The organism is Enterococcus sp. BSD2780061688st2 D3, assembly GCF_005844145.1.
GTDB classification, from domain to species: Bacteria; Bacillota; Bacilli; order Lactobacillales; family Enterococcaceae; genus Enterococcus_B; species Enterococcus_B durans.
Genome location: NZ_SPHN01000019.1, coordinates 1 through 18,316, shown reverse-complemented (window position 1 = coordinate 18,316; position 18,316 = coordinate 1). Strand labels below are relative to the sequence as shown.

General features: G+C 36.8%; 18 protein-coding genes and 1 other annotated feature. Of the genes, 2 read left to right on the top strand and 16 right to left on the bottom strand.

From position 1 onward, the window contains the following. Positions 1 to 25: 25 nt before the first annotated feature. The 6 genes from FGQ66_RS12760 to rpsB all read right to left on the bottom strand — a co-directional run bounded on the left by FGQ66_RS12760 (position 26) and on the right by rpsB (position 5,240). Positions 26 to 826 carry a phosphatidate cytidylyltransferase gene (locus FGQ66_RS12760; RefSeq protein ID WP_005875931.1) on the bottom strand — a complete coding sequence of 267 codons (801 nt, stop codon included), beginning with the start codon at positions 824 to 826 and terminating at the stop codon, positions 26 to 28. Further along, a complete protein-coding gene (gene uppS, locus FGQ66_RS12755; RefSeq protein ID WP_113845798.1) occupies positions 823 to 1,632 on the bottom strand; it encodes an undecaprenyl pyrophosphate synthase in 810 nt (269 codons plus the stop codon). Before uppS ends, FGQ66_RS12760 begins: the two co-directional genes overlap by 4 nt. A 342-nt stretch (positions 1,633 to 1,974) precedes the next feature. Continuing rightward, positions 1,975 to 2,532, bottom strand: coding sequence for a ribosome recycling factor (frr, locus tag FGQ66_RS12750; protein WP_005875935.1), 558 nt, complete (start codon positions 2,530 to 2,532; stop codon positions 1,975 to 1,977). A 2-nt stretch (positions 2,533 to 2,534) separates the two neighbouring features. Continuing rightward, entirely contained in the window at positions 2,535 to 3,257 is a 723-nt protein-coding gene (gene pyrH, locus FGQ66_RS12745; protein ID WP_005875937.1) for a UMP kinase, read from the bottom strand. Positions 3,258 to 3,478: 221 nt separating this feature from the next. Beyond that, the gene (tsf, locus tag FGQ66_RS12740; protein ID WP_081134988.1) at positions 3,479 to 4,360 is read right to left on the bottom strand and encodes a translation elongation factor Ts; all 882 of its coding nucleotides are present in this window, start codon (positions 4,358 to 4,360) and stop codon (positions 3,479 to 3,481) included. 97 nt (positions 4,361 to 4,457) lie between these two features. Further along, entirely contained in the window at positions 4,458 to 5,240 is a 783-nt protein-coding gene (gene rpsB / locus FGQ66_RS12735) for a 30S ribosomal protein S2 (RefSeq protein ID WP_005875940.1), read from the bottom strand. A gap of 392 nt (positions 5,241 to 5,632) precedes the next feature. On the opposite strand from rpsB, the gene FGQ66_RS12730 reads away from it, so the two are divergent. Then, the gene (locus FGQ66_RS12730; protein ID WP_081134987.1) at positions 5,633 to 6,112 is read left to right on the top strand and encodes an arginine repressor; all 480 of its coding nucleotides are present in this window, start codon (positions 5,633 to 5,635) and stop codon (positions 6,110 to 6,112) included. Between the two features lie 187 nt (positions 6,113 to 6,299). Here the strand turns inward: FGQ66_RS12730 and argS are convergent, their stop codons facing one another. From argS to arcA, 4 genes are all read right to left on the bottom strand, one after another. Beyond that, entirely contained in the window at positions 6,300 to 7,991 is a 1,692-nt protein-coding gene (gene argS, locus FGQ66_RS12725; RefSeq protein WP_005875943.1) for an arginine--tRNA ligase, read from the bottom strand. A 71-nt stretch (positions 7,992 to 8,062) separates the two neighbouring features. Beyond that, positions 8,063 to 8,263, bottom strand: a binding site (T-box leader). Between the two features lie 157 nt (positions 8,264 to 8,420). Next, positions 8,421 to 9,371 carry a carbamate kinase gene (gene arcC / locus FGQ66_RS12720; RefSeq protein WP_016176452.1) on the bottom strand — a complete coding sequence of 317 codons (951 nt, stop codon included), beginning with the start codon at positions 9,369 to 9,371 and terminating at the stop codon, positions 8,421 to 8,423. A gap of 117 nt (positions 9,372 to 9,488) precedes the next feature. Continuing rightward, positions 9,489 to 10,508, bottom strand: coding sequence for an ornithine carbamoyltransferase (gene argF / locus FGQ66_RS12715; protein ID WP_005875947.1), 1,020 nt, complete (start codon positions 10,506 to 10,508; stop codon positions 9,489 to 9,491). Between the two features lie 89 nt (positions 10,509 to 10,597). Continuing rightward, positions 10,598 to 11,827, bottom strand: coding sequence for an arginine deiminase (gene arcA, locus FGQ66_RS12710; RefSeq protein WP_005875949.1), 1,230 nt, complete (start codon positions 11,825 to 11,827; stop codon positions 10,598 to 10,600). Between the two features lie 461 nt (positions 11,828 to 12,288). On the opposite strand from arcA, the gene FGQ66_RS12705 reads away from it, so the two are divergent. After that, positions 12,289 to 12,990, top strand: coding sequence for a Crp/Fnr family transcriptional regulator (locus tag FGQ66_RS12705; RefSeq protein WP_005875951.1), 702 nt, complete (start codon positions 12,289 to 12,291; stop codon positions 12,988 to 12,990). A gap of 207 nt (positions 12,991 to 13,197) precedes the next feature. On the opposite strand, the gene FGQ66_RS15595 is transcribed toward FGQ66_RS12705, so the two are convergent. The 6 genes from FGQ66_RS15595 to FGQ66_RS12680 form a co-directional block, all read right to left on the bottom strand. Further along, positions 13,198 to 13,320 carry a hypothetical protein gene (locus tag FGQ66_RS15595; protein ID WP_258547482.1) on the bottom strand — a complete coding sequence of 41 codons (123 nt, stop codon included), beginning with the start codon at positions 13,318 to 13,320 and terminating at the stop codon, positions 13,198 to 13,200. Positions 13,321 to 13,717: 397 nt separating this feature from the next. After that, positions 13,718 to 14,404: a CpsD/CapB family tyrosine-protein kinase gene (locus FGQ66_RS12700; protein WP_227260538.1), complete on the bottom strand. Its 687-nt coding sequence runs from the start codon at positions 14,402 to 14,404 to the stop codon at positions 13,718 to 13,720. Next, entirely contained in the window at positions 14,334 to 15,191 is an 858-nt protein-coding gene (locus tag FGQ66_RS12695; protein WP_138302551.1) for a YveK family protein, read from the bottom strand. Before FGQ66_RS12695 ends, FGQ66_RS12700 begins: the two co-directional genes overlap by 71 nt. 20 nt (positions 15,192 to 15,211) lie before the next feature. Then, positions 15,212 to 16,063, bottom strand: coding sequence for a hypothetical protein (locus FGQ66_RS12690; RefSeq protein WP_230315303.1), 852 nt, complete (start codon positions 16,061 to 16,063; stop codon positions 15,212 to 15,214). A 178-nt stretch (positions 16,064 to 16,241) separates the two neighbouring features. After that, complete coding sequence (locus FGQ66_RS12685; protein WP_081134984.1) at positions 16,242 to 16,886, bottom strand: class D sortase; 645 nt, start codon at positions 16,884 to 16,886, stop codon at positions 16,242 to 16,244. Positions 16,887 to 16,917: 31 nt separating this feature from the next. Next, positions 16,918 to 17,499: a hypothetical protein gene (locus tag FGQ66_RS12680; protein ID WP_081134982.1), complete on the bottom strand. Its 582-nt coding sequence runs from the start codon at positions 17,497 to 17,499 to the stop codon at positions 16,918 to 16,920. Between the last annotated feature and the right edge of the window lie 817 nt (positions 17,500 to 18,316).

The window sequence follows — 18,316 nt, the reverse complement described above, 5'->3', positions numbered from 1 at the left end:
TAAAGCAAAGACCCATAGCTTCTTATTAAATTAATCCAAATAAATGCATGATCGGAAAGACGAACAACAGACTATCGAATCGGTCTAAGATTCCCCCATGCCCCGGTAAAATATTGCCAGAATCTTTTACATCATAGTGTCGTTTGATCGATGATTCGACTAGATCACCAAACTGGCCAACAATCGATAACAGGATCGTTAACAACAACATGACAAATAGTCCATGGCCAAACAATTCAGTCGACGGATAGAGTAAAAAGTAAAGAATAGCAACTACTAAAGCACTCCCAATACCGCCTAATGCGCCTTCAATGGTTTTGTTCGGTGAGACATCTGGACTTAATTTATGCTTTCCGTATTTTCGTCCGACCATATAGGCACCGATGTCGGTTGCCCAAACAATGAACAGACCAAATAGCAAAACAGGCAGTCCTTCTGTCCGCGCATTGACAAAATTCTGGAAGCCCATCCCAACATATAAACTCACGATTACTGGAAAGCCAGCTTCATCTATCGTATACGTATTTTTGGAAATGACTGCGGTGCCTAATAAGATCATCACAATCAGATAAAACAACATAAATGTATCCGTACCTTCTGATAAAAAGAAAAACCAACGTTCTTTAGGTAATACTAAAACAACTGCGCCAATCGCTGCTAATATCCCTTCAAAACTTAATAATGTCAATCCTTTCATCCTAAACAACTCATATACTCCGATAACAGCTAATAGAGCTGCTACTAATTCAACAGCCAGGCCCCCTAGCCAAAGAATCGGGATAAATAACGCCAATGCTACGACAGCAGTGATCACTCGTTGTCTCATGACTGATCTCCTTCTTTCTCCTTGTTTTTCACACCGCCAAAACGACGATCTCTATTTTGAAATGAAGCAATCGCCTCTTCTAGATGTGCTCCATCAAAATCAGGCCATAATGCTTTGGTAAAGTACAATTCACTATAGGCAAGTTGCCAAAGTAAAAAGTTGCTGATTCTTTCTTCTCCGCTTGTCCGAATGACAAGTTCAGGATCTCGAAGTTCAGTTGGTAAAAAACCCGTCATGAGATGTTCAGCAATCAGTGTATCATCGATCTCTTCAATTGATTTTTCTTCATTTTTGACTTCAGTAGCAATTGCTTTGACAGCCGTCACGATTTCCGCTCTACTTCCGTAGTTCAAAGCAAAGTTGAGTACCATCCCTGTATTGTCTTTTGTTTGTTCGATCGCACGTTTCACTGCATCCTGTGTATGTTCAGGTAATAGATCTTCATACCCCATCACATGGACCTTCACATTTTCCTTGATCAGCTCAGGTACAAATGTATCAAAAAAGTCAACGGGAAGCTGCATCAAAAAGCTTACTTCATCCTTGGGCCTTTTCCAGTTTTCTGTGGAGAACGCATAAAGAGTCAATACTTTGACGCCTAATCTGGATGCTTGTTTTGTTACTTTTTTTACTGTTTCCATACCTTCTTTATGTCCAGCCACACGAGGCAATCGTCGGTTTTGTGCCCATCGCCCATTGCCATCCATAATGATTGCTATGTGTTGCGGAATTGGGCCATCACTATTGAAACGAAGCTCACTTTTTTCTTGAATATATTTGTTTTTTTGCGGAAAAAAACGTAACATTCTTTTTCCTCCTATACTAAAAAATTACCACTATCTCTGCTATTATAGCAATATATATAGTCATTTCCTACGGTCTAGCGGTTTTTTTTCTTTTTTTCACTAAGATTTTTCATTTTTTTAACTTTTGATTGCTATTTATAAAATAAAGAAGCCACTTCTCTTATCAAAGTTTCTCTTTTACACTTCCTATTGAGTAGTGCCAGAACTTCAAAAAGAAAGCTGGTTCCTCTCGTTAACAGCTTTCACTATTGGCGAGATGAGCCAGCTTTTTCTACTCTCTGATCGATACACTGATCAAGAGACTCTTAGTTAAAAAAACATCGATTGATTTTTAAATAACACTTAAACTTCTAATAGTTCTTTTTCTTTTTCAGCAGCGATTTTATCTACTTCTTTGATACTATTGTCAGTCAAGGTCTGTACTTCTTTTTCTAGACCACGTAGATCATCTTCTGTGATGTCTCCATTTTTTTGTTGTTTTTTATATTCATCAATTGCGTCACGACGAATATTACGTACAGCGATTTTTGCATTTTCTGCTTCTTTTTTTACGTCTTTCGCTAATTCTTTACGACGTTCTTCTGTTAATTGCGGAATCACTAAACGGATCACATTCCCATCATTTGTTGGGCTGATACCGATATCACTTGTCATGATTGCTTTTTCTACATCTTGAAGAATACTTTTATCAAATGGTGTGATCATCAAAATGCGTGCTTCTGGAATTTGGATAGAAGCCATTTGGTTTAGTGGTGTAGGTACTCCGTAATAATTTACAGTGATACGGTCCAATAAGCTTGCATTGGCACGTCCTGCACGGATCTGTCCTAATTCACGTTGTAGATTTTGTGCTGCTTTATGCATTTTTTCTTTTGCTTCTGTCATAATTGCATCTGCCATTTTTATTTCCCCCTAACTGTAGTTCCGATATTTTCGCCTAAGATAGCGCGTCGGATATTTCCATGTTCATTCAAATTGAAGACAAGTAGTGGAATATCATTGTCCATGCTCAATGAGCTGGCAGTTGAATCCATCACTTGCAATCCTTTTGAGATAACTTCTAAATGAGTCAATTCTTCAAATTTAACTGCGTTGGCATCCACTTTTGGATCAGCTGAATAAACACCGTCAACATTGTTTTTAGCCATTAAAATAACGTCAGCTCCGATTTCAGCTGCTCGTAGTGCTGCTGTAGTATCTGTTGAAAAGTAAGGATTCCCTGTACCACCTGCAAAAATGACGATCCGTCCCTTTTCTAAATGACGTTCTGCTTTTCTGCGGATATAAGGTTCCGCGATCTGGCGCATTTCGATTGAAGTTTGTACACGCGTTGGTACACCAACATTTTCTAACGTGTCTTGTAATGCTAAGGCATTCATCACCGTTGCCAGCATACCCATGTAATCTGCTTGAGCACGTTCCATCCCCATTTGAGCACCGATCTGTCCGCGCCAAATATTACCGCCACCAACAACGATTGCCATTTCAACGCCTAGTTCGTGCACCTCTTTGATTTCTTGGATAATTTCTTTGATGACTGGCGGTTTAATACCAAACCCTTCATCTCCAGCTAAAGCTTCTCCACTTAATTTTAAGACTACACGCTGATATTTCGGTGTGACCATGTTCATTCCTCCAATATTTTCTATTGCTATTTTACCATAACCAGATAATTTAGCCACTAAAGTCGAGCATTTTCTTTCTATGCCTAAAAAAAAGAGCTGTGACATACGTCGCTGCTCCTTGTTAAATTTCAGCTAAGCGTTGTTTCTAAACATCAGCTTCCAAGAACGATTCTTGAAAAGCTTTGATGTTTAGAGAACAGACGCTAAATAACTCTTGTGAATTATTTTTTCACTTGACTCATTACTTCTTCTACAAAGTTGTCTTCGCGTTTTTCGATACCTTCGCCGACTTCGAAACGTACGAATGTTTTCACAGTAGCACCTTTAGATGCAACATATTTTTCAACAGTCATATCAGGATCTTTAACGAAAGGTTGGTCAACCAATGCGATTTCTGCTTTGAATTTCTTCAAGCGGCCTTCAACCATTTTTTCAACGATTTTTGCAGGTTTGCCTTCGTTAAGTGCTTGTTCAGTAAGAACAGTTTTTTCATGTTCTAATTCTTCTTCTGGGATTTGAGTTTCGTTTACGTAACGAGGGTTGATAGCTGCTACGTGCATTGCTACATCTCTGGCAACAGTTTCGTCAGTTGTACCTTCCAAAACAGTTAATACAGCGATACGTCCGCCCATGTGTAAGTAGCCACCGAATGCTGCATTGTCATCTTTTTCAACAACTTCGAAACGACGGAAGCTGATTTTTTCACCGATAACTTGCGTTGCTTCGATCAAATCAGATTCGATTGTTCCTTTTTCTGTTTTGATTTTCATAGCTGCATCCATGTCTGCAGGTTTGTTTTCTGCAACAAGTTCAGCGATTTCTTTTACTAAATCTTGGAACATTTCATTTTTAGAAACAAAGTCAGTTTCTGAGTTTACTTCAACGATTGCAGCAGTGTTACCTTTCACTGCTACTGAAGCTAAACCTTCTGCTGCGATACGGTCATTTTTCTTCGCTGCTTTAGCCATTCCTTTTTCACGTAAAAGATCAACTGCTTTTTCCATGTCGCCTTCTACTTCAACTAATGCTCTTTTCGCATCCATCATACCTACGCCTGTCATTTCGCGTAGTTCTTTTACCATTTTAGCTGTTACGTCTGCCATTTTTTGTATCCTCCTGTATTTTCTTTTTAAAAAAAGCTGTTTCAAAGGAGAGTGAGGCTTGTCGCCTAGCCTTTGAAACAGCTCCATCATTTAAGAATTATTCTGCTGAAGAGTTGTCGCCTTCAACAACGTCAACGATTTCTTCGATTGATGTTGCAGTGTTTTCTGCTACAAAATCTTCTTCAACTACTTGATCTTCACCTTGGTTTCCTTCGATGAATGCATCAGCCATTTTTGAAGTGATCAATTTAACGGCACGGATTGCATCGTCATTTGAAGGGATAACTACGTCGATTTCATCTGGATCGCAGTTTGTATCAACCATAGCTACGATAGGGATATTTAATTTATGCGCTTCTTGAACAGCGATACGTTCTTTACGAGGGTCAACGATGTACATTACATCTGGAATTCTTGGCATATCAGCGATACCGCCTAAGAATTTTTCAAGACGTTCACGTTGTTTGTTCAAACCAGCAACTTCTTTTTTAGGTAGAACTTCAAAAGTTCCGTCTTCTTCCATTGCATTGATTTGTTTCAAACGGCTGATACGTTTTTGGATTGTATCCCAGTTAGTCAATGTTCCACCTAACCAACGATGGTTAACGTAGTATTGTCCAGCACGTGTTGCTTCATCTTTGATTGCTTCTTGTGCTTGTTTTTTAGTACCTACAAATAAAGCTACGCCGCCTTCTTCTGCAACGTTTTTCATGTAGTCGTAAGCTGCATCTACTAACTTAACTGTTTTTTGTAAGTCGATGATGTAGATTCCGTTTCTTTCTGTGAAGATATATTTCTTCATTTTTGGGTTCCAGCGACGTGTTTGGTGACCAAAGTGTACGCCAGCTTCTAGTAATTGTTTCATTGAAATTACTGCCATTTTTTGTTTCCTCCGATTTGGTTTTATTTTCCCTCTTCTTGTCTTCTACCTCGCTGACAAACTTTTGCAAGCACCTATCAACGATCCAACGAGAATGTGGATTTATTGATGCAGTTCAGCATCCTCGAGTATTATACAAGCAACTGACTTGCTACGCAATACTTAATAAGGATTTTCTGCTCAACATTCAATATTTTACCTGATATACTGTTAAATATCAAGAAAAATCTCATTCTTTATTTATAACTTTTAATCTTCCTGTTTTAAAATGATAGCGCAACCATAAAAGGAGCCTTATTTACTAGAGTTATCTCATAAAACAAATTATTATTGGGAAATTCTTTTATTTTTTGATATGATACATGTGAAATCTTTCGTAAAGGAGAAAGAATATGCGTAAAGCTGAGCGACATTTATTGATTAAACAGGTGATCGATGAATTTACGATCCGTACACAAGAAGAATTGTTAGCAAAATTGAGTGACTACGGTGTTAATGCTACTCAAGCAACGATTTCTCGCGATATCCGTGATTTAAAAATCGTCAAAGCCCCTGACGAGAATGGCATTTCACGCTTTGTGTTCTTTCAGGGAAAAGAAGGATCAGAAGCAAAAAACGAGGATGAAAAACGGCTGATCCAAATGATCGAAGATATTGTTTTAAAAGTGGAACGCGTCCACTTTTTGACAATCGTTCATACTTTACCGGACAACGCCCCTCTTTTCGCTGCTGTGTTGGATGAAATCAAACCACCTCACATCGTTAGCACAATTGCCGGGTTCGATACTACGATCATCATTTCTCAAAACGAAGCGGATGCACAATTAGTTGAAGACTTTTTACATCATCCAAAAGATGCATCTATTTTTTAGTTCAGTAAGGGCTTATTGTATTTAGGATGTCCGTTCTCCCCTTGCTTACCTCATTCAAAAGAGCCGTCCATCACAAACTAGAGGGTCGTGATGGACGGCTTTTTTTGGCTATTTAAAACAAAAACATTTGATTCACTCATCTGTTCTTCTGATGAGTTTTGGTACTTTCTAATGGAATCGTGCCTTTTTACATTTTATCTGGCGCATGTAGACCAAGTAAGCGTAAATCTTCTTTCAAAAGCACTGATACTGCATACACAAGAGCTAAGCGAGATTCTTTTTGATCATCCTCCGCCAAGATTTTTGTATGTGCGTAATATTTATTGAACGCTTGTGCTAATTTGATTGCATGTTTTGCGATGATTGAAGGTTCATATTTTTCACCAGCTGATAGTACTGTTTCTGGATATTTTTGGATCAGCTTCACTACTTCCCAGCTATTTTCATCATCTAATGCATATGTGTGTTCTTCTGATGGTTTAAATCCTGCTTTTTCCATCAAGCTGATGGCACGAGCATGTGTATATTGTACATATGGGCCAGTTTCACCTTCAAAACGAACAACTTCTTCAAGATTGAAGTCAAAGGTATTCAAACGATCATTTTTTAAATCATGGAAAATAACCGCGCCTACCCCAACTTGTTTAGCTACAACATCTTTATTTGCCAGATCAGGATTTTTCTCACTGATTTGTTCTTTTGCTGATTGAATTGCTTCATTAAGCACTTCTTCCAATAAAACGATCTTTCCTTTACGTGTTGATAATTTCTTACCACCTTGAGTGATCAATCCAAATGGAATATGATGCATATCATCTGACCAGTCAAATCCTAATTCTTTCAAGACAGCTTTTAATTGTTTGAAATGGTAACTTTGTTCATTCCCAACAACGTATAGAGATTGCTTGAAGTCATACGTACGTTTGCGATAAAGAGCAGCTGCCAAATCACGAGTGATGTATAGCGTTGCACCATCTGATTTTTTGATCAGTGCTGGATTCAAATCGTATTCTGAAAGGTCAACGATTTCCGCACCTTTATCTTCGTTCAATAAATGTTTTTCTTCTAAAAGTTCAACGATCTCATCCATCTTATCATTGTAGAATGCTTCTCCATTCAATGAATCAAAGCGAACTTCTAACAGGTCATAGATTTTGTTGAACTCTTTCATTGACTCATCGCGGAACCATTGCCATAGTTCGATTGCTTCTTTGTCGCCTTCTTCTAAACGTTTGAACCAAGAACGCGCTTCGTCATTCAATTCTGGTTCTGTTTCTGCTACTTCATGGAATTGGACATACAAACGTAATAATTCATTGATTGGTTCAGATTTTACTGCTTCTTCTGATCCCCATTTTTTATAGGCAACGATCAATTTACCAAACTGTGTGCCCCAGTCACCTAGGTGATTGATACGGATTGGTTGATACCCTAATTTTTCCATAATAAATCCAATGGAATTTCCGATAACAGTAGAACGCAAATGTCCCATAGAAATTGGTTTTGCGATATTTGGTGAAGACATGTCGATCGGTACACTTCCATTATTGCCGATCGTGCTGTCTCCGTAGTGTTCTTTTTCTTTTACGACAGAAGCTAGAACATCTTTACTGATCACTGCTTTGTTCATAAAGAAATTCAAATATGGGCCCACAACTTCGATTTTTTCAAAATTAGTTGAATCGATTTTTTCGGCTAAATCTGCCGCGATTTGCTGTGGTGCCTTTCGATAGATTTTTGCTAATGAGAAAGCAGGAAATGCCACATCTCCATGATCCGCAGATTTTGGATTTTCCAATAGTTTCTCTACTTCTTCGAGTGTTAAATCTTCTTTAACGACATCATAAACGGCTTTTGCAACCACATCTTTATTGTTCATTTGACTTCCTCCTATTGATACTTGGTTTGCTAAAAACAAAAAAAATCTCTAGTAATTATACATGTATAATTACTAGAGACGAGTTATCCCGCGGTACCACTCCAATTGTCCTATTCTTTAGGACCCACTTTATCTGTTAACGGCAGATGACCGTCTGTCTCAGACAGAGTTCTCCAAGTGCGCTTCATTGTATTTTCTTCGTTTGGCTTCCACCAGCTCCAAACTCGCTTTGATCAGATCTATACAATTACTCTCTTGTTCAGCAAACTGTAACTTATTAAACTTAACATGAATTATAACAGATAAAAAAATTAATGGCTAGGATTTCTTATAAAAAAATGTCCAGAAGGCCTAAAGGAGAATAAATTCCGACTGGACATTTTTTAGCAAAGTGAATGTTCTAAGGAGTCTCAATTGCTCTTACGCAGTTCATTTGTCTGCTACAATGATCGTTCCTTCTTCAGATGCTAGAAGATTTTCAATGTTCTCTAGTGAAGTAATGATAGCCTTCCCATCTGGTTTTGCTTCAACAAATGCAATGGCTGCTTCAACTTTAGGCAACATACTTCCTGGTGCAAATTGATTTTCATCAATATATTGTTTCATTTCTGATACTGTAACAGTTTCCAGTTTCTTTTGATCTGGTTTTTGATAATTTACATAGACATTATCGACACCTGTCAAAACAATCAATAGATCTGCATCAATGATCTCCGCTAACTTTTCAGAGGCAAAATCTTTATCGATGACTGCTTCTCTTCCTTCAAGACCAGTGGCTGTTTCTACCACTGGGATACCTCCGCCACCAACAGAAACAGTGATGACACCTTGTTCAACTAGTGCTTTGATAACTCGAGCTTCTTTGATTGAGATTGGTTTAGGGGAAGCAACCACTTTTCTCCATCCACGGCCTGCATCTTCTTTAAAGGTAGCAGCTGAGTCTGATTCCATTTGGCCTTTTGCTTCTTCTTCGGTGAAGAATGGTCCAACAGGCTTCGTTGGATTTTTGAAGGATGGGTCATTTTCATCAACGATTACTTGAGTGACTAAAGAAACAACATCCTTATCGATATTTTTTTCTTTGAGAACTTCACCCATAGCATTTTGCAACCAATAGCCGATAGAACCTTCCGTCATTGCGACACAAGTATCTAAAGGCATTGCTGGAGTTTTTTCTGAATCGGCAGCTTGTTGTTGGATCAATAAATTCCCAACTTGAGGTCCGTTCCCATGTGAGATGATCAGTTCATCTCCTTGTTCAATGAATTTCACTAAATATTTTGCTGTTTCCTTCAGTGCATCTTGTTGTGCTTTTGCGCTAGCATCAGTAGATAAAATTGCGTTGCCTCCTAATGCGACAACTACTTTACGATTGGCCATATTTCGTCTTCCTTTCTTCAGATAATTCTGAATTTTTCCGATGACAAAACAAGCCAGCAATTTGCTACAATGAGGAAAGCTGACTCGTTTTATCGATGAGATGAATGTGGTTAAACGTTAGACACGAGGGATGAACAAGTTTCCAAGTGTCGCTGCCATGATTGCTTTGATCGAATGCATACGATTTTCTGCTTGATCAAATTGGCGAGCATATTTACTGCGGAATACTTCGTCCGTTACTTCCATTTCTGTAATACCAAAACGTTCTTTCATTTGTTCACCGTAAACTGTGTTTGTATCGTGGAATGCTGGTAAGCAGTGTAAGAAAATCAAACGGTCTGTGTTATGTGTTTTTTCAACCATTTCCATGTTGATTTGATAAGGTTTCAACAATTTGATTCTTTCTTCAAATTTATCTTCTTCACCCATTGATACCCAAACATCTGAGTAAAGGACATCTGCTCCGTCCACACCTTTGTCGACGTCATCAGTGATCATTAATTTTGCACCAGATTTAGCAGCGAATCCTTCTGCCATCTTCACGATTTCTTCTTCTGGCTGTAAGTCTTTAGGTGCGACAATACGCATATTTGTTCCTAAAATAGCACCAGTTACAAGCAATGAATTAGCCATGTTGTTACGGCCGTCTCCACAGTAAGCCACTGTAATACCTTCAACAGTTCCAAAGTTTTCTTGGATAGTCAAGAAGTCAGCGATCATTTGCGTTGGGTGCCATTCATCTGTTAAACCATTCCATACAGGTACGCCTGAGAATTCAGCAAGTTCTTCAACCATTTTTTGGCTAAAGCCACGGAATTCAATACCGTCAAACATTCGACCTAATACTTTGGCAGTATCTTCAGTTGATTCTTTTTTGCCTAATTGGATGTCGTTTGCACCAAGATATTCAGGATGTGCACCTAGATCGATTGCTGCAGTAGTAAATGCTGAACGTGTACGAGTAGAAGTTTTTTCGAATAGAAGAGCAATATTTTTCCCTTCTAAGTAGTGATGAGGAATCCCGCGTTTTTTCAAATCTTTTAAGTGTTCAGAAAAATCGATCAAATACTGTAATTCTTCTTTTGTAAAATCTTTTTCTGCTAATAAACTTCTTCCTTGAAATACTGATTCTTTCATAACTAACATTCTCCTTTAGGTTGTTTTATTTAGTTTTTAAAGAGGAAACCCAGCGACAGCTGACAGTTAGACTGCCACTGGGAAACAAACTATTTCAAATCTTCACGTACTAATGGTTGGCTCATGCAGCGAGGACCGCCACGGCCACGTGACAATTCACTTGAATTGATTTCCAACACTTTGATACCATAGCTGCGTAACAATTCGTTAGAAACATAGTTACGGTTGTAAGTCACCACAACTCCAGGAGCGATTGCTAACGTATTTGAGCCGTCATTCCATTGTTCACGAGGAGCAACGATGGCATCGCCATTTCCGGTTGGGATCAAGACTAGATCGTCTAAGCCTAACGCTTCTTTCATTGTCGCATGAAGATCATCTGAGTGACTGATTTTAATGTCATCACCTGCAGGCTCGATCGTAAAGACATCGATTTTTCCTTCTTTGCTTTGGATCGCTGGATGAATCGTGAATTTATCGTGATCAACCATTGTAAATACCGTATCCAAATGCATCATTGCGCGGTTATTTGGAATCTTGATAGCCAATACTTTTTCAAATCCTGAATTTTTTTCGAATAAGTGACGTGCTAATTTTTCTAGCGCTTTGGCACTGGTACGTTGAGAAATCCCGACTGCGACTACTTTATCGCTTAGGATCAATTCATCGCCGCCTTCGATATGATCTGGGTTTTCACGATCTAACCAAACTTCTACCCCTTTGTTAGCGAAGCGAGGATGATGTTTCAAAATATATTCTGTAAACATCGATTCGCGTCGGCGAGCTTCAAATGTCATTTTGTTGACAGTCATCCCATTTCCCATTGATGCGGAAGGGTCGCGAGTGAAGTAAAGGTTTGGCATTGGATCCATATAAAACGGATAATCGTCATCAGCTGATAAGTCGTATAAACTATTTGAACGGACTTCGATATCTTTCGTACGTACCCCAGCCATGATTTTATCTACCATTTCTTGTGTTTCCATTGATAGAAGGAACTCATGAAGACCGTCTCTTACAGCAGCCGATGCAATGTGTGATTCGTCTAACATTTTGTTCAAGAATTGCTCTTTCACATTACCTGCATCGATTGCTTCTGCTGCTAATTTTTCCAGATACAAAGTTTCGACGCCTTCATTTTGCAATGTTTTTGCAAAATTATCATGTTCTTCTTGTGCGATTGGTAGATAGGGAATATCATCGAACAACAAACGGTCCATGATGTCTGGTGTTAAATTTTCCACTTCTTGTCCAGGTCGTTTCAATAAAACTGTCTTTAACTTTCCTATCTCAGAGAAAACGTGAATAGGTTTTTCCATGTTGTGTTGCCTCCTTCGTTTTGATTACATACTTAGAATACAGCCCTTTTGTAATCTCTTTCATAATTTCATCTCATCTAAAACGAGAGTTTTTTCACATTATTAAAGGATAATTAAATAATTAAACGTTTTTACATTTTTTATCAACTTTTCTCTCTTTATTTATACTGAAATCACTATCAAAAAAATATTTATTCATAAAAAAATATTTTTTGAATAAGCTAAAAAATACTTCTTTTTCAATCATGTTAGCGATTACTTTATTAGTGATTATTGTTTTTTATACAGAATAAACAGGTGAAAAACGACATTATTCAAATCGAATGTATAATTTTTACATAATAACAAAAAAATTTTTTTATAAAGAAAAAAAACAGAAATTTTTATCCAAAGTAATAACTTTACTTTTTTCGAAAAAAAAGCCACAATATTAATAGTTAAAAGTAAGGAGCGGAAATTTTATGCGGGTAAATAGAATTGATTTTCACTTTTCAAAACTACGGTATCAACCTGATTTTGAAAACTTTACTGATGATGAATTTGAGCAGATAAAAGAACATGCAATCCTTCGTTCTTATAAAAAGGGACAAATTCTCTTTGATGAAGGAGACGAACGCCAACGTCTCTATATTCTTACAGAAGGTCTAGTTCGTTTAGAACGCTATGATGAAAGCGCCACGTATTATTATTATGACTATGTTGCTGCAAACAACCTCTTTCCTATGTCTGGAATTTTTGAAGAAAGCACTTATACCTACACAGCACAAGCAATGACTGACATCGAGACATTCTCTTTTCCAGTTTCTTTTTACGAAAAAATTGCTAAAAAAAATTCAAAATATCTGATTTATATGATCCATAAATTATCCAAAGTTGTTGAGATGCATGAACTTCGGATTCAAATCGGGTTGACTTCTAGCGCGTTCGACAGAGTGAAACAAAACTTATTTGTTTTAAAAGAAGAGCTAGGTGTTCCTACAGAAGATGGGCATATCCATATTCCTTACCCTATTACATTAAAAGAACTAGCTGTAAATAGTGGTACAACAAGAGAAACGGCAGGACAAGTAATCAAGCAATTAAAGGATTCAGGATTACTGGATTATGAAAAGAAACGATTTACTTTTTGCAAAGCGGCGGTCACGCCGGCATTAAGAGAATAACTATGAAGAGAATATGGGACAAATCTAATGATTAGTTTTGCTACAGACCATAAGTCCGAATAAACAGCGTCCAAAAGTCAGTTTTTTCGGAAATTTCAAAAAAACGAGCAATACAAAAAAACGTATTGTTCGTTTTTTTCTCCAATTTTTCAAATCTAAACGACTTTTATCTCGACCTTTTTTTATCTCAACCATTCAATGTATCGACTACTTCACTTTTTTGAAGAAATAATCGATTACTGGGTTCACCTTACTTACTGCAGTCAAACTGAAATAGATCAAAAATCCCATACTGACTTGGAAAAGGTTTGTAAGTAATGTTGGTGTCATTGGGTAAATACTATCCTTGTTCCCACCATCATGATCACAGCAGAAGAAAAAAATAAACCAATCTACCTTAGGTTTGAAGCAACCATCTGGACCAAATGATGTGCAATCAATTTTTCACTTAACTATTGTACTTTTTTTACCATAGATTCCTGCTAAGCTAAAGGCCTTAATTGTGCTAAACATCCCATATTCAGATAAGGAAGTAGGTAATTTGGATTTTCTCGGATTGATCGATTCCACTCAGAGTTTACAATAATGGGAATGATGCCTATCGTTCGAATACAGAAGCTAATCTATGTATTAGAGAACCTTCATATCTACTTTACTATCATTTCACGATTAAAACCGTGGGCTTTCTCGTTCAGAAGTTCTGTAAATCGACCATTTTATCCTCCGTTCATCGATGATAATAGTAATAATCGTATTCACTGCTTTTCTTCACACCGTTATAAACGATACCTAATATATTGGCTTTTGCAATGGCTAAAAGTTTTTTTGCTTTCAGTAGATCTTTTTTGATCGTTTTTCGCTCACGAACGACTAGCACTACTCCATCTGTTTTGGCTGATAATATTTGGGCATCAGTTACCGAGGCTACAGGTGGCGTATCAAAAATAATCAAGTCATATTGCTTTTTTAGCTCCGCAATGATATCCATCATGCGTTTAGAATCCAACATTTCTGAAGGATTTGGTGGTTTAGGTCCACTTGTCATCACCCATAAATTGTCGATCATCGTTTCAACAATACATTCCTGAATATCCTTTTCTTTGGAGCCTAATAAATTAGTTAATCCATTAATATTTGACAAATGAAATGTTAAAGCAACACTAGGTTTTCTTAAATCCGCATCTACTAGTAAGACTTTCTTTCCACTATTCGCAAAAACTACCGCTAGATTTGCTGAGGTTGTCGACTTCCCTTCACCTGGACCTGATGAAGTAACTACCAATGTTTTCAACTCTTGATCAATTGAAGTAAATTGGATATTTGAGCGTATCGCTCGGTATTGCTCAGGAATCGTAGCCGTTTGATCTGCTACGCTGATCAGCGAAACAGGCATAATCATGTTTTTCTTTTTCATCCAAACGCTCCTTAGACTTGATTTTGTTGTATTCGACTCTCTTTATTTCTTTATTTTCTGTTGTTCTATTTGTTACCTGAACAGCTCGTCCTTTATCAAGTTCTTTACTATTCATTTCGTTGACTGTACCCAAAATAGGAAGTGCAAGTGTTTCTGTAATAAAACGTTCATCTTTGACTGTTTTATCAAGAATTTCCAGTAAAAATACAATTCCTATCCCTAATGCTAGACCAAACAAACCTCCAATAACCATGTTTAATTTTTTATTAGGCGAAACTGGCATCGCATTACTTTGCGCCTGTGAGGTGACTGTTACTCTACTCACATCCAAAACTTCTGTTGCTTTTTCTTTGAAGATCGTTGCAAGAATATTGGAAATAGCAGCTGATTTTTCCGGGTCATCAGTCGTTACCTTTATTTGAAACATCTGAGAATCCGCTGACTGGATGACATTTATCATCTCCGTCAGTTCACTTTTTGTCGCTTGGTAAGTTCTCTCAGACAATAATTTTTCATTTACTGCATTGAGGACGACATCTCCTAAAATCATATCTTTATATGTATTAATCAATAGTACATTCGCATGTACATCTGATTGGAGATTCACAACCGTACTATTATTTTTTGATTGAACGATCAATTCAGTTGATGCACTGAATTTAGGTGTAATAAAAAAATGAGTGACTGCCAATGCCCCTGCCAATCCTACTACTGTAGTCAGGATGATCAGCAATAATCGCTTCTTCAATAAGATGAACATTTCTCCCAAGCTGACCATTTCTTCCATTCTTTCGCCACCTTTTCTACTTAATTTTTGCTGGTTATTGTTTTTCGTCTGGTATATTCACTCCCCCAAAAGCAAATGATACTAATGCATAATATAACTCCCCCCCATTTGATGAACATCAAAATAAAATGATTCACATATGTCGTAAGAAAAAGATAAAGCGGTTTCGAAGAAATCCCTATTCTTTCAACGATTTGGTTTACATATAAAATAAGCGGAAGTGTCACTAACATTAAACTTGAACTACAAAGAATGTATGCTAAATAACGTAATACTCGATGCCAAAAACGTCTATTCAGAGAAAGGATGAACGCAAACAAACTGAAAGATACCGTCAAAGAAAACACAATGAATAAATCGATCATTTTTTTATAAGCAAGCAATTTCTTCCCATATATATTGAGCGAACGCATTTCAATCGCTTGTTGTACAGTAGTTACAGCTGATGCTTGTAGTGTCTCTATCGTCAATTGGACTGGCCCATCAAGTGGATAATTCTTATTTTTTGCATAATCCACAATTTTTTCTTTCACTGTTTGTTGCACTATGCTTGATCCTTTTATTTGAAAAACTGAATCTGAATACAAACTATGAATATAGCTCATGATGTTCTCTTCGACCTGTTTTTCTGTTACTACACTACTCAATACGTTTTCTGGGATATTGCTTCCTCTTCCAAGATCACTTATCGTATGATTAATCTCAGCCGTTACTATTTCAACATAATTTGACGATGCAACAGTATTTTCCATAAATAGTTGATTACATAATGTCATTCTAATGATTGTCAAAGTACACGCAAAATACACACTAAGAGAGCAGAGAAACGCTACGATCATTCTTGCTACTTTTCGCCATTTTTTTTTGCTCATTTTCTATTTTTCCAAAAATAAATTATCCACTTTTATTCTAAATGTTCTGAATAACGAAATACAATTTCCAAAACGTTTAGATGATCTATGTAATAATTAACTTCGGCGAGTCCTCCTTACGCTCTAATCTAACTTGAGAAAAAGCATACCTAAAATTGGGATATTTTTACCCAGATAATCATTTATGTTCTTGAATCAATGGACCTTTTATAAGATCAGCAAAAACGAATAGTCGTTGATCTGTCAGCCCAATACTATCGATGGGATAGCAAGTATAAAGGATCAATTTAGGTTGCTCTTTTTGTGTCAGTAATAATTTGATTTCTTCAGCATTTTTATCAAGCACGGCTATTTTATAAATCTGATAACTATAATCGCCATAACTTGCTATTATTTGGATCACATCGCTTTTTTTTATTGCGATCAATTTACCAAATTCATCTGCATTATGTCCTGCTACTAGAGTAGTCCCCAATTCGCCTGGATAGACCGAACCCATATATTGTCCAGCACCTTGACGTAGTATTTCAGCTGAATCTCCGTAATACAAAGGCACATCCAGACTTACCGAGTCTGCTACTACTCTTCCATATCGATAACCAGCTCGAGGATAAACAATTTGACTGGAAAAAATTGTTTGTTCATTGGTTTCGATCGTTTGCCTGTCTAATTCAGGCAATGTCTGCTCATTTTTTTCAAATTTTGGAAGCTCAGACAGAAGAAATAGTTGTAACGAAGACGAAGTAAAATGAATGACAGGTCGCCCTACGATATATACGAGAGAATAGCCACACAATAAGAAAAGGATTGGGATCACTATCATCCCCCCGATCCTTTTTAATTTTTTTTGTTTTCTATGCAAGTTTTACTTTCTTACCGATTATGAACGCTCCTGTTGCGGTCAATAGCAATAAGCCAATTGCAAGAAAACTAGATATATGTACTGCGCCCGTTTGTTTGATTGGCTGCTCCGAACTAAAAACAGCTGAAGTCGTACCGTCTGGATTTTGAGTGCCTAATTCGACATGCCCCTCATTCCAACTTAGAACAACCAAACCCAACACGTCTGCTGATTCTGTGATAAGTCGCTGAAGTTCTACAACAGAATCTCTCGGAATGCGCTTAATTAATTCATCCAAAGAATGAACATTAGACAAGTCGGTATCTAAATTTTTGATCAACGATTTTGCTTGCCGAATATTATTGATCACAACCAGTGTTTGCGATTCCGCTAAATCATTTTGCTTTAAATAATTTTCTGTTTGTGTGATGTATGTTTCTGGAACTTGAAATTCATTTCCTTGGACTTCAAGTTTCTGAGTTAATTCATCCAAAATCAATTGCTCTTTTACCGAAATAGCCCCAGCAGCAGCTACAGAACTCGTAAAAAAGAAACTCAGTAACACTACTAATACATACTTTCCAACGTTTTTCATTTTGATTGGACCTCCTTTTTTTAAATTTGAAAGGCTTATACCCCCGAAATAAAAAAATAACATATATAAGCATCTCTACAATTTTATATTAGCATATACCTTTCTTTAAGACAATTGGATAAATAACGAATCCAAAAATAACAAACGCAATAAAATAGCTATACACACAAAAAATAAAAATAGAAAATGAATTCCAACTCTTTTTAATAAATCACAACACAAATATTATCAAGTATTATAAAAATAACAACAATTACTTTAAAAAACGGAAAAATAATCGTATTATTTATATAAAAAAACCGAAAGAATCTCATAAAAGACTAAAACTTATCTTATCCTTAGTTTATCTGTTATTTATATTTTATGTACGTATCGATCAGAAATTATTCGAACAAAAATTTCCATATCAAGAAATTTTTATTCCCATTTTTTTGATTTTATTACTTCTTCATTTTTTCTAAAAAACTAATTATTTATATGAGTACTAAGCGCACCTTATTCCATCGTGATAAAAATATTTTGACTAACTATTTCCTTGACCCTCTCAAAGAGAACTAGATCATGAGCACGTTGGTTGTAAATAGCCTGAAAAACGTGACGGATCAACCATCACTAAACCCCTTATAGAAATCATGCTCGTTGAATGAAGTAGAATATAAAAAAGTATGTGGGAAAAATCTAAAAATCAGTTTCGCTACAGACTCTCGAATAAACAAGTCAGGTTTTTCGGAAATTTTAAAAAAAACATACTAAGATTAGAGGGTAAATTCATCGACGGATGAAATTACCCTCTAACGCTCTTTTAAGCGTATAGTTG

Coding starts and splice junctions, on each gene's coding strand:
- FGQ66_RS12760 (WP_005875931.1), bottom strand. CDS start 826: ATGAGACAACGAGTGATCACTGCTGTCGTAGCATTGGCGTTATTTATC.
- uppS (WP_113845798.1), bottom strand. CDS start 1,632: ATGTTACGTTTTTTTCCGCAAAAAAACAAATATATTCAAGAAAAAAGT.
- frr (WP_005875935.1), bottom strand. CDS start 2,532: ATGGCAGATGCAATTATGACAGAAGCAAAAGAAAAAATGCATAAAGCA.
- pyrH (WP_005875937.1), bottom strand. CDS start 3,257: ATGGTCACACCGAAATATCAGCGTGTAGTCTTAAAATTAAGTGGAGAA.
- tsf (WP_081134988.1), bottom strand. CDS start 4,360: ATGGCAGACGTAACAGCTAAAATGGTAAAAGAACTACGCGAAATGACA.
- rpsB (WP_005875940.1), bottom strand. CDS start 5,240: ATGGCAGTAATTTCAATGAAACAATTACTAGAAGCTGGCGTACACTTT.
- FGQ66_RS12730 (WP_081134987.1), top strand. CDS start 5,633: ATGCGTAAAGCTGAGCGACATTTATTGATTAAACAGGTGATCGATGAA.
- argS (WP_005875943.1), bottom strand. CDS start 7,991: ATGAACAATAAAGATGTGGTTGCAAAAGCCGTTTATGATGTCGTTAAA.
- arcC (WP_016176452.1), bottom strand. CDS start 9,371: ATGGCCAATCGTAAAGTAGTTGTCGCATTAGGAGGCAACGCAATTTTA.
- argF (WP_005875947.1), bottom strand. CDS start 10,508: ATGAAAGAATCAGTATTTCAAGGAAGAAGTTTATTAGCAGAAAAAGAT.
- arcA (WP_005875949.1), bottom strand. CDS start 11,827: ATGGAAAAACCTATTCACGTTTTCTCTGAGATAGGAAAGTTAAAGACA.
- FGQ66_RS12705 (WP_005875951.1), top strand. CDS start 12,289: ATGCGGGTAAATAGAATTGATTTTCACTTTTCAAAACTACGGTATCAA.
- FGQ66_RS15595 (WP_258547482.1), bottom strand. CDS start 13,320: ATGACACCAACATTACTTACAAACCTTTTCCAAGTCAGTATGGGATTT.
- FGQ66_RS12700 (WP_227260538.1), bottom strand. CDS start 14,404: ATGAAAAAGAAAAACATGATTATGCCTGTTTCGCTGATCAGCGTAGCA.
- FGQ66_RS12695 (WP_138302551.1), bottom strand. CDS start 15,191: ATGGAAGAAATGGTCAGCTTGGGAGAAATGTTCATCTTATTGAAGAAG.
- FGQ66_RS12690 (WP_230315303.1), bottom strand. CDS start 16,063: ATGAGCAAAAAAAAATGGCGAAAAGTAGCAAGAATGATCGTAGCGTTT.
- FGQ66_RS12685 (WP_081134984.1), bottom strand. CDS start 16,886: ATGATAGTGATCCCAATCCTTTTCTTATTGTGTGGCTATTCTCTCGTA.
- FGQ66_RS12680 (WP_081134982.1), bottom strand. CDS start 17,499: ATGAAAAACGTTGGAAAGTATGTATTAGTAGTGTTACTGAGTTTCTTT.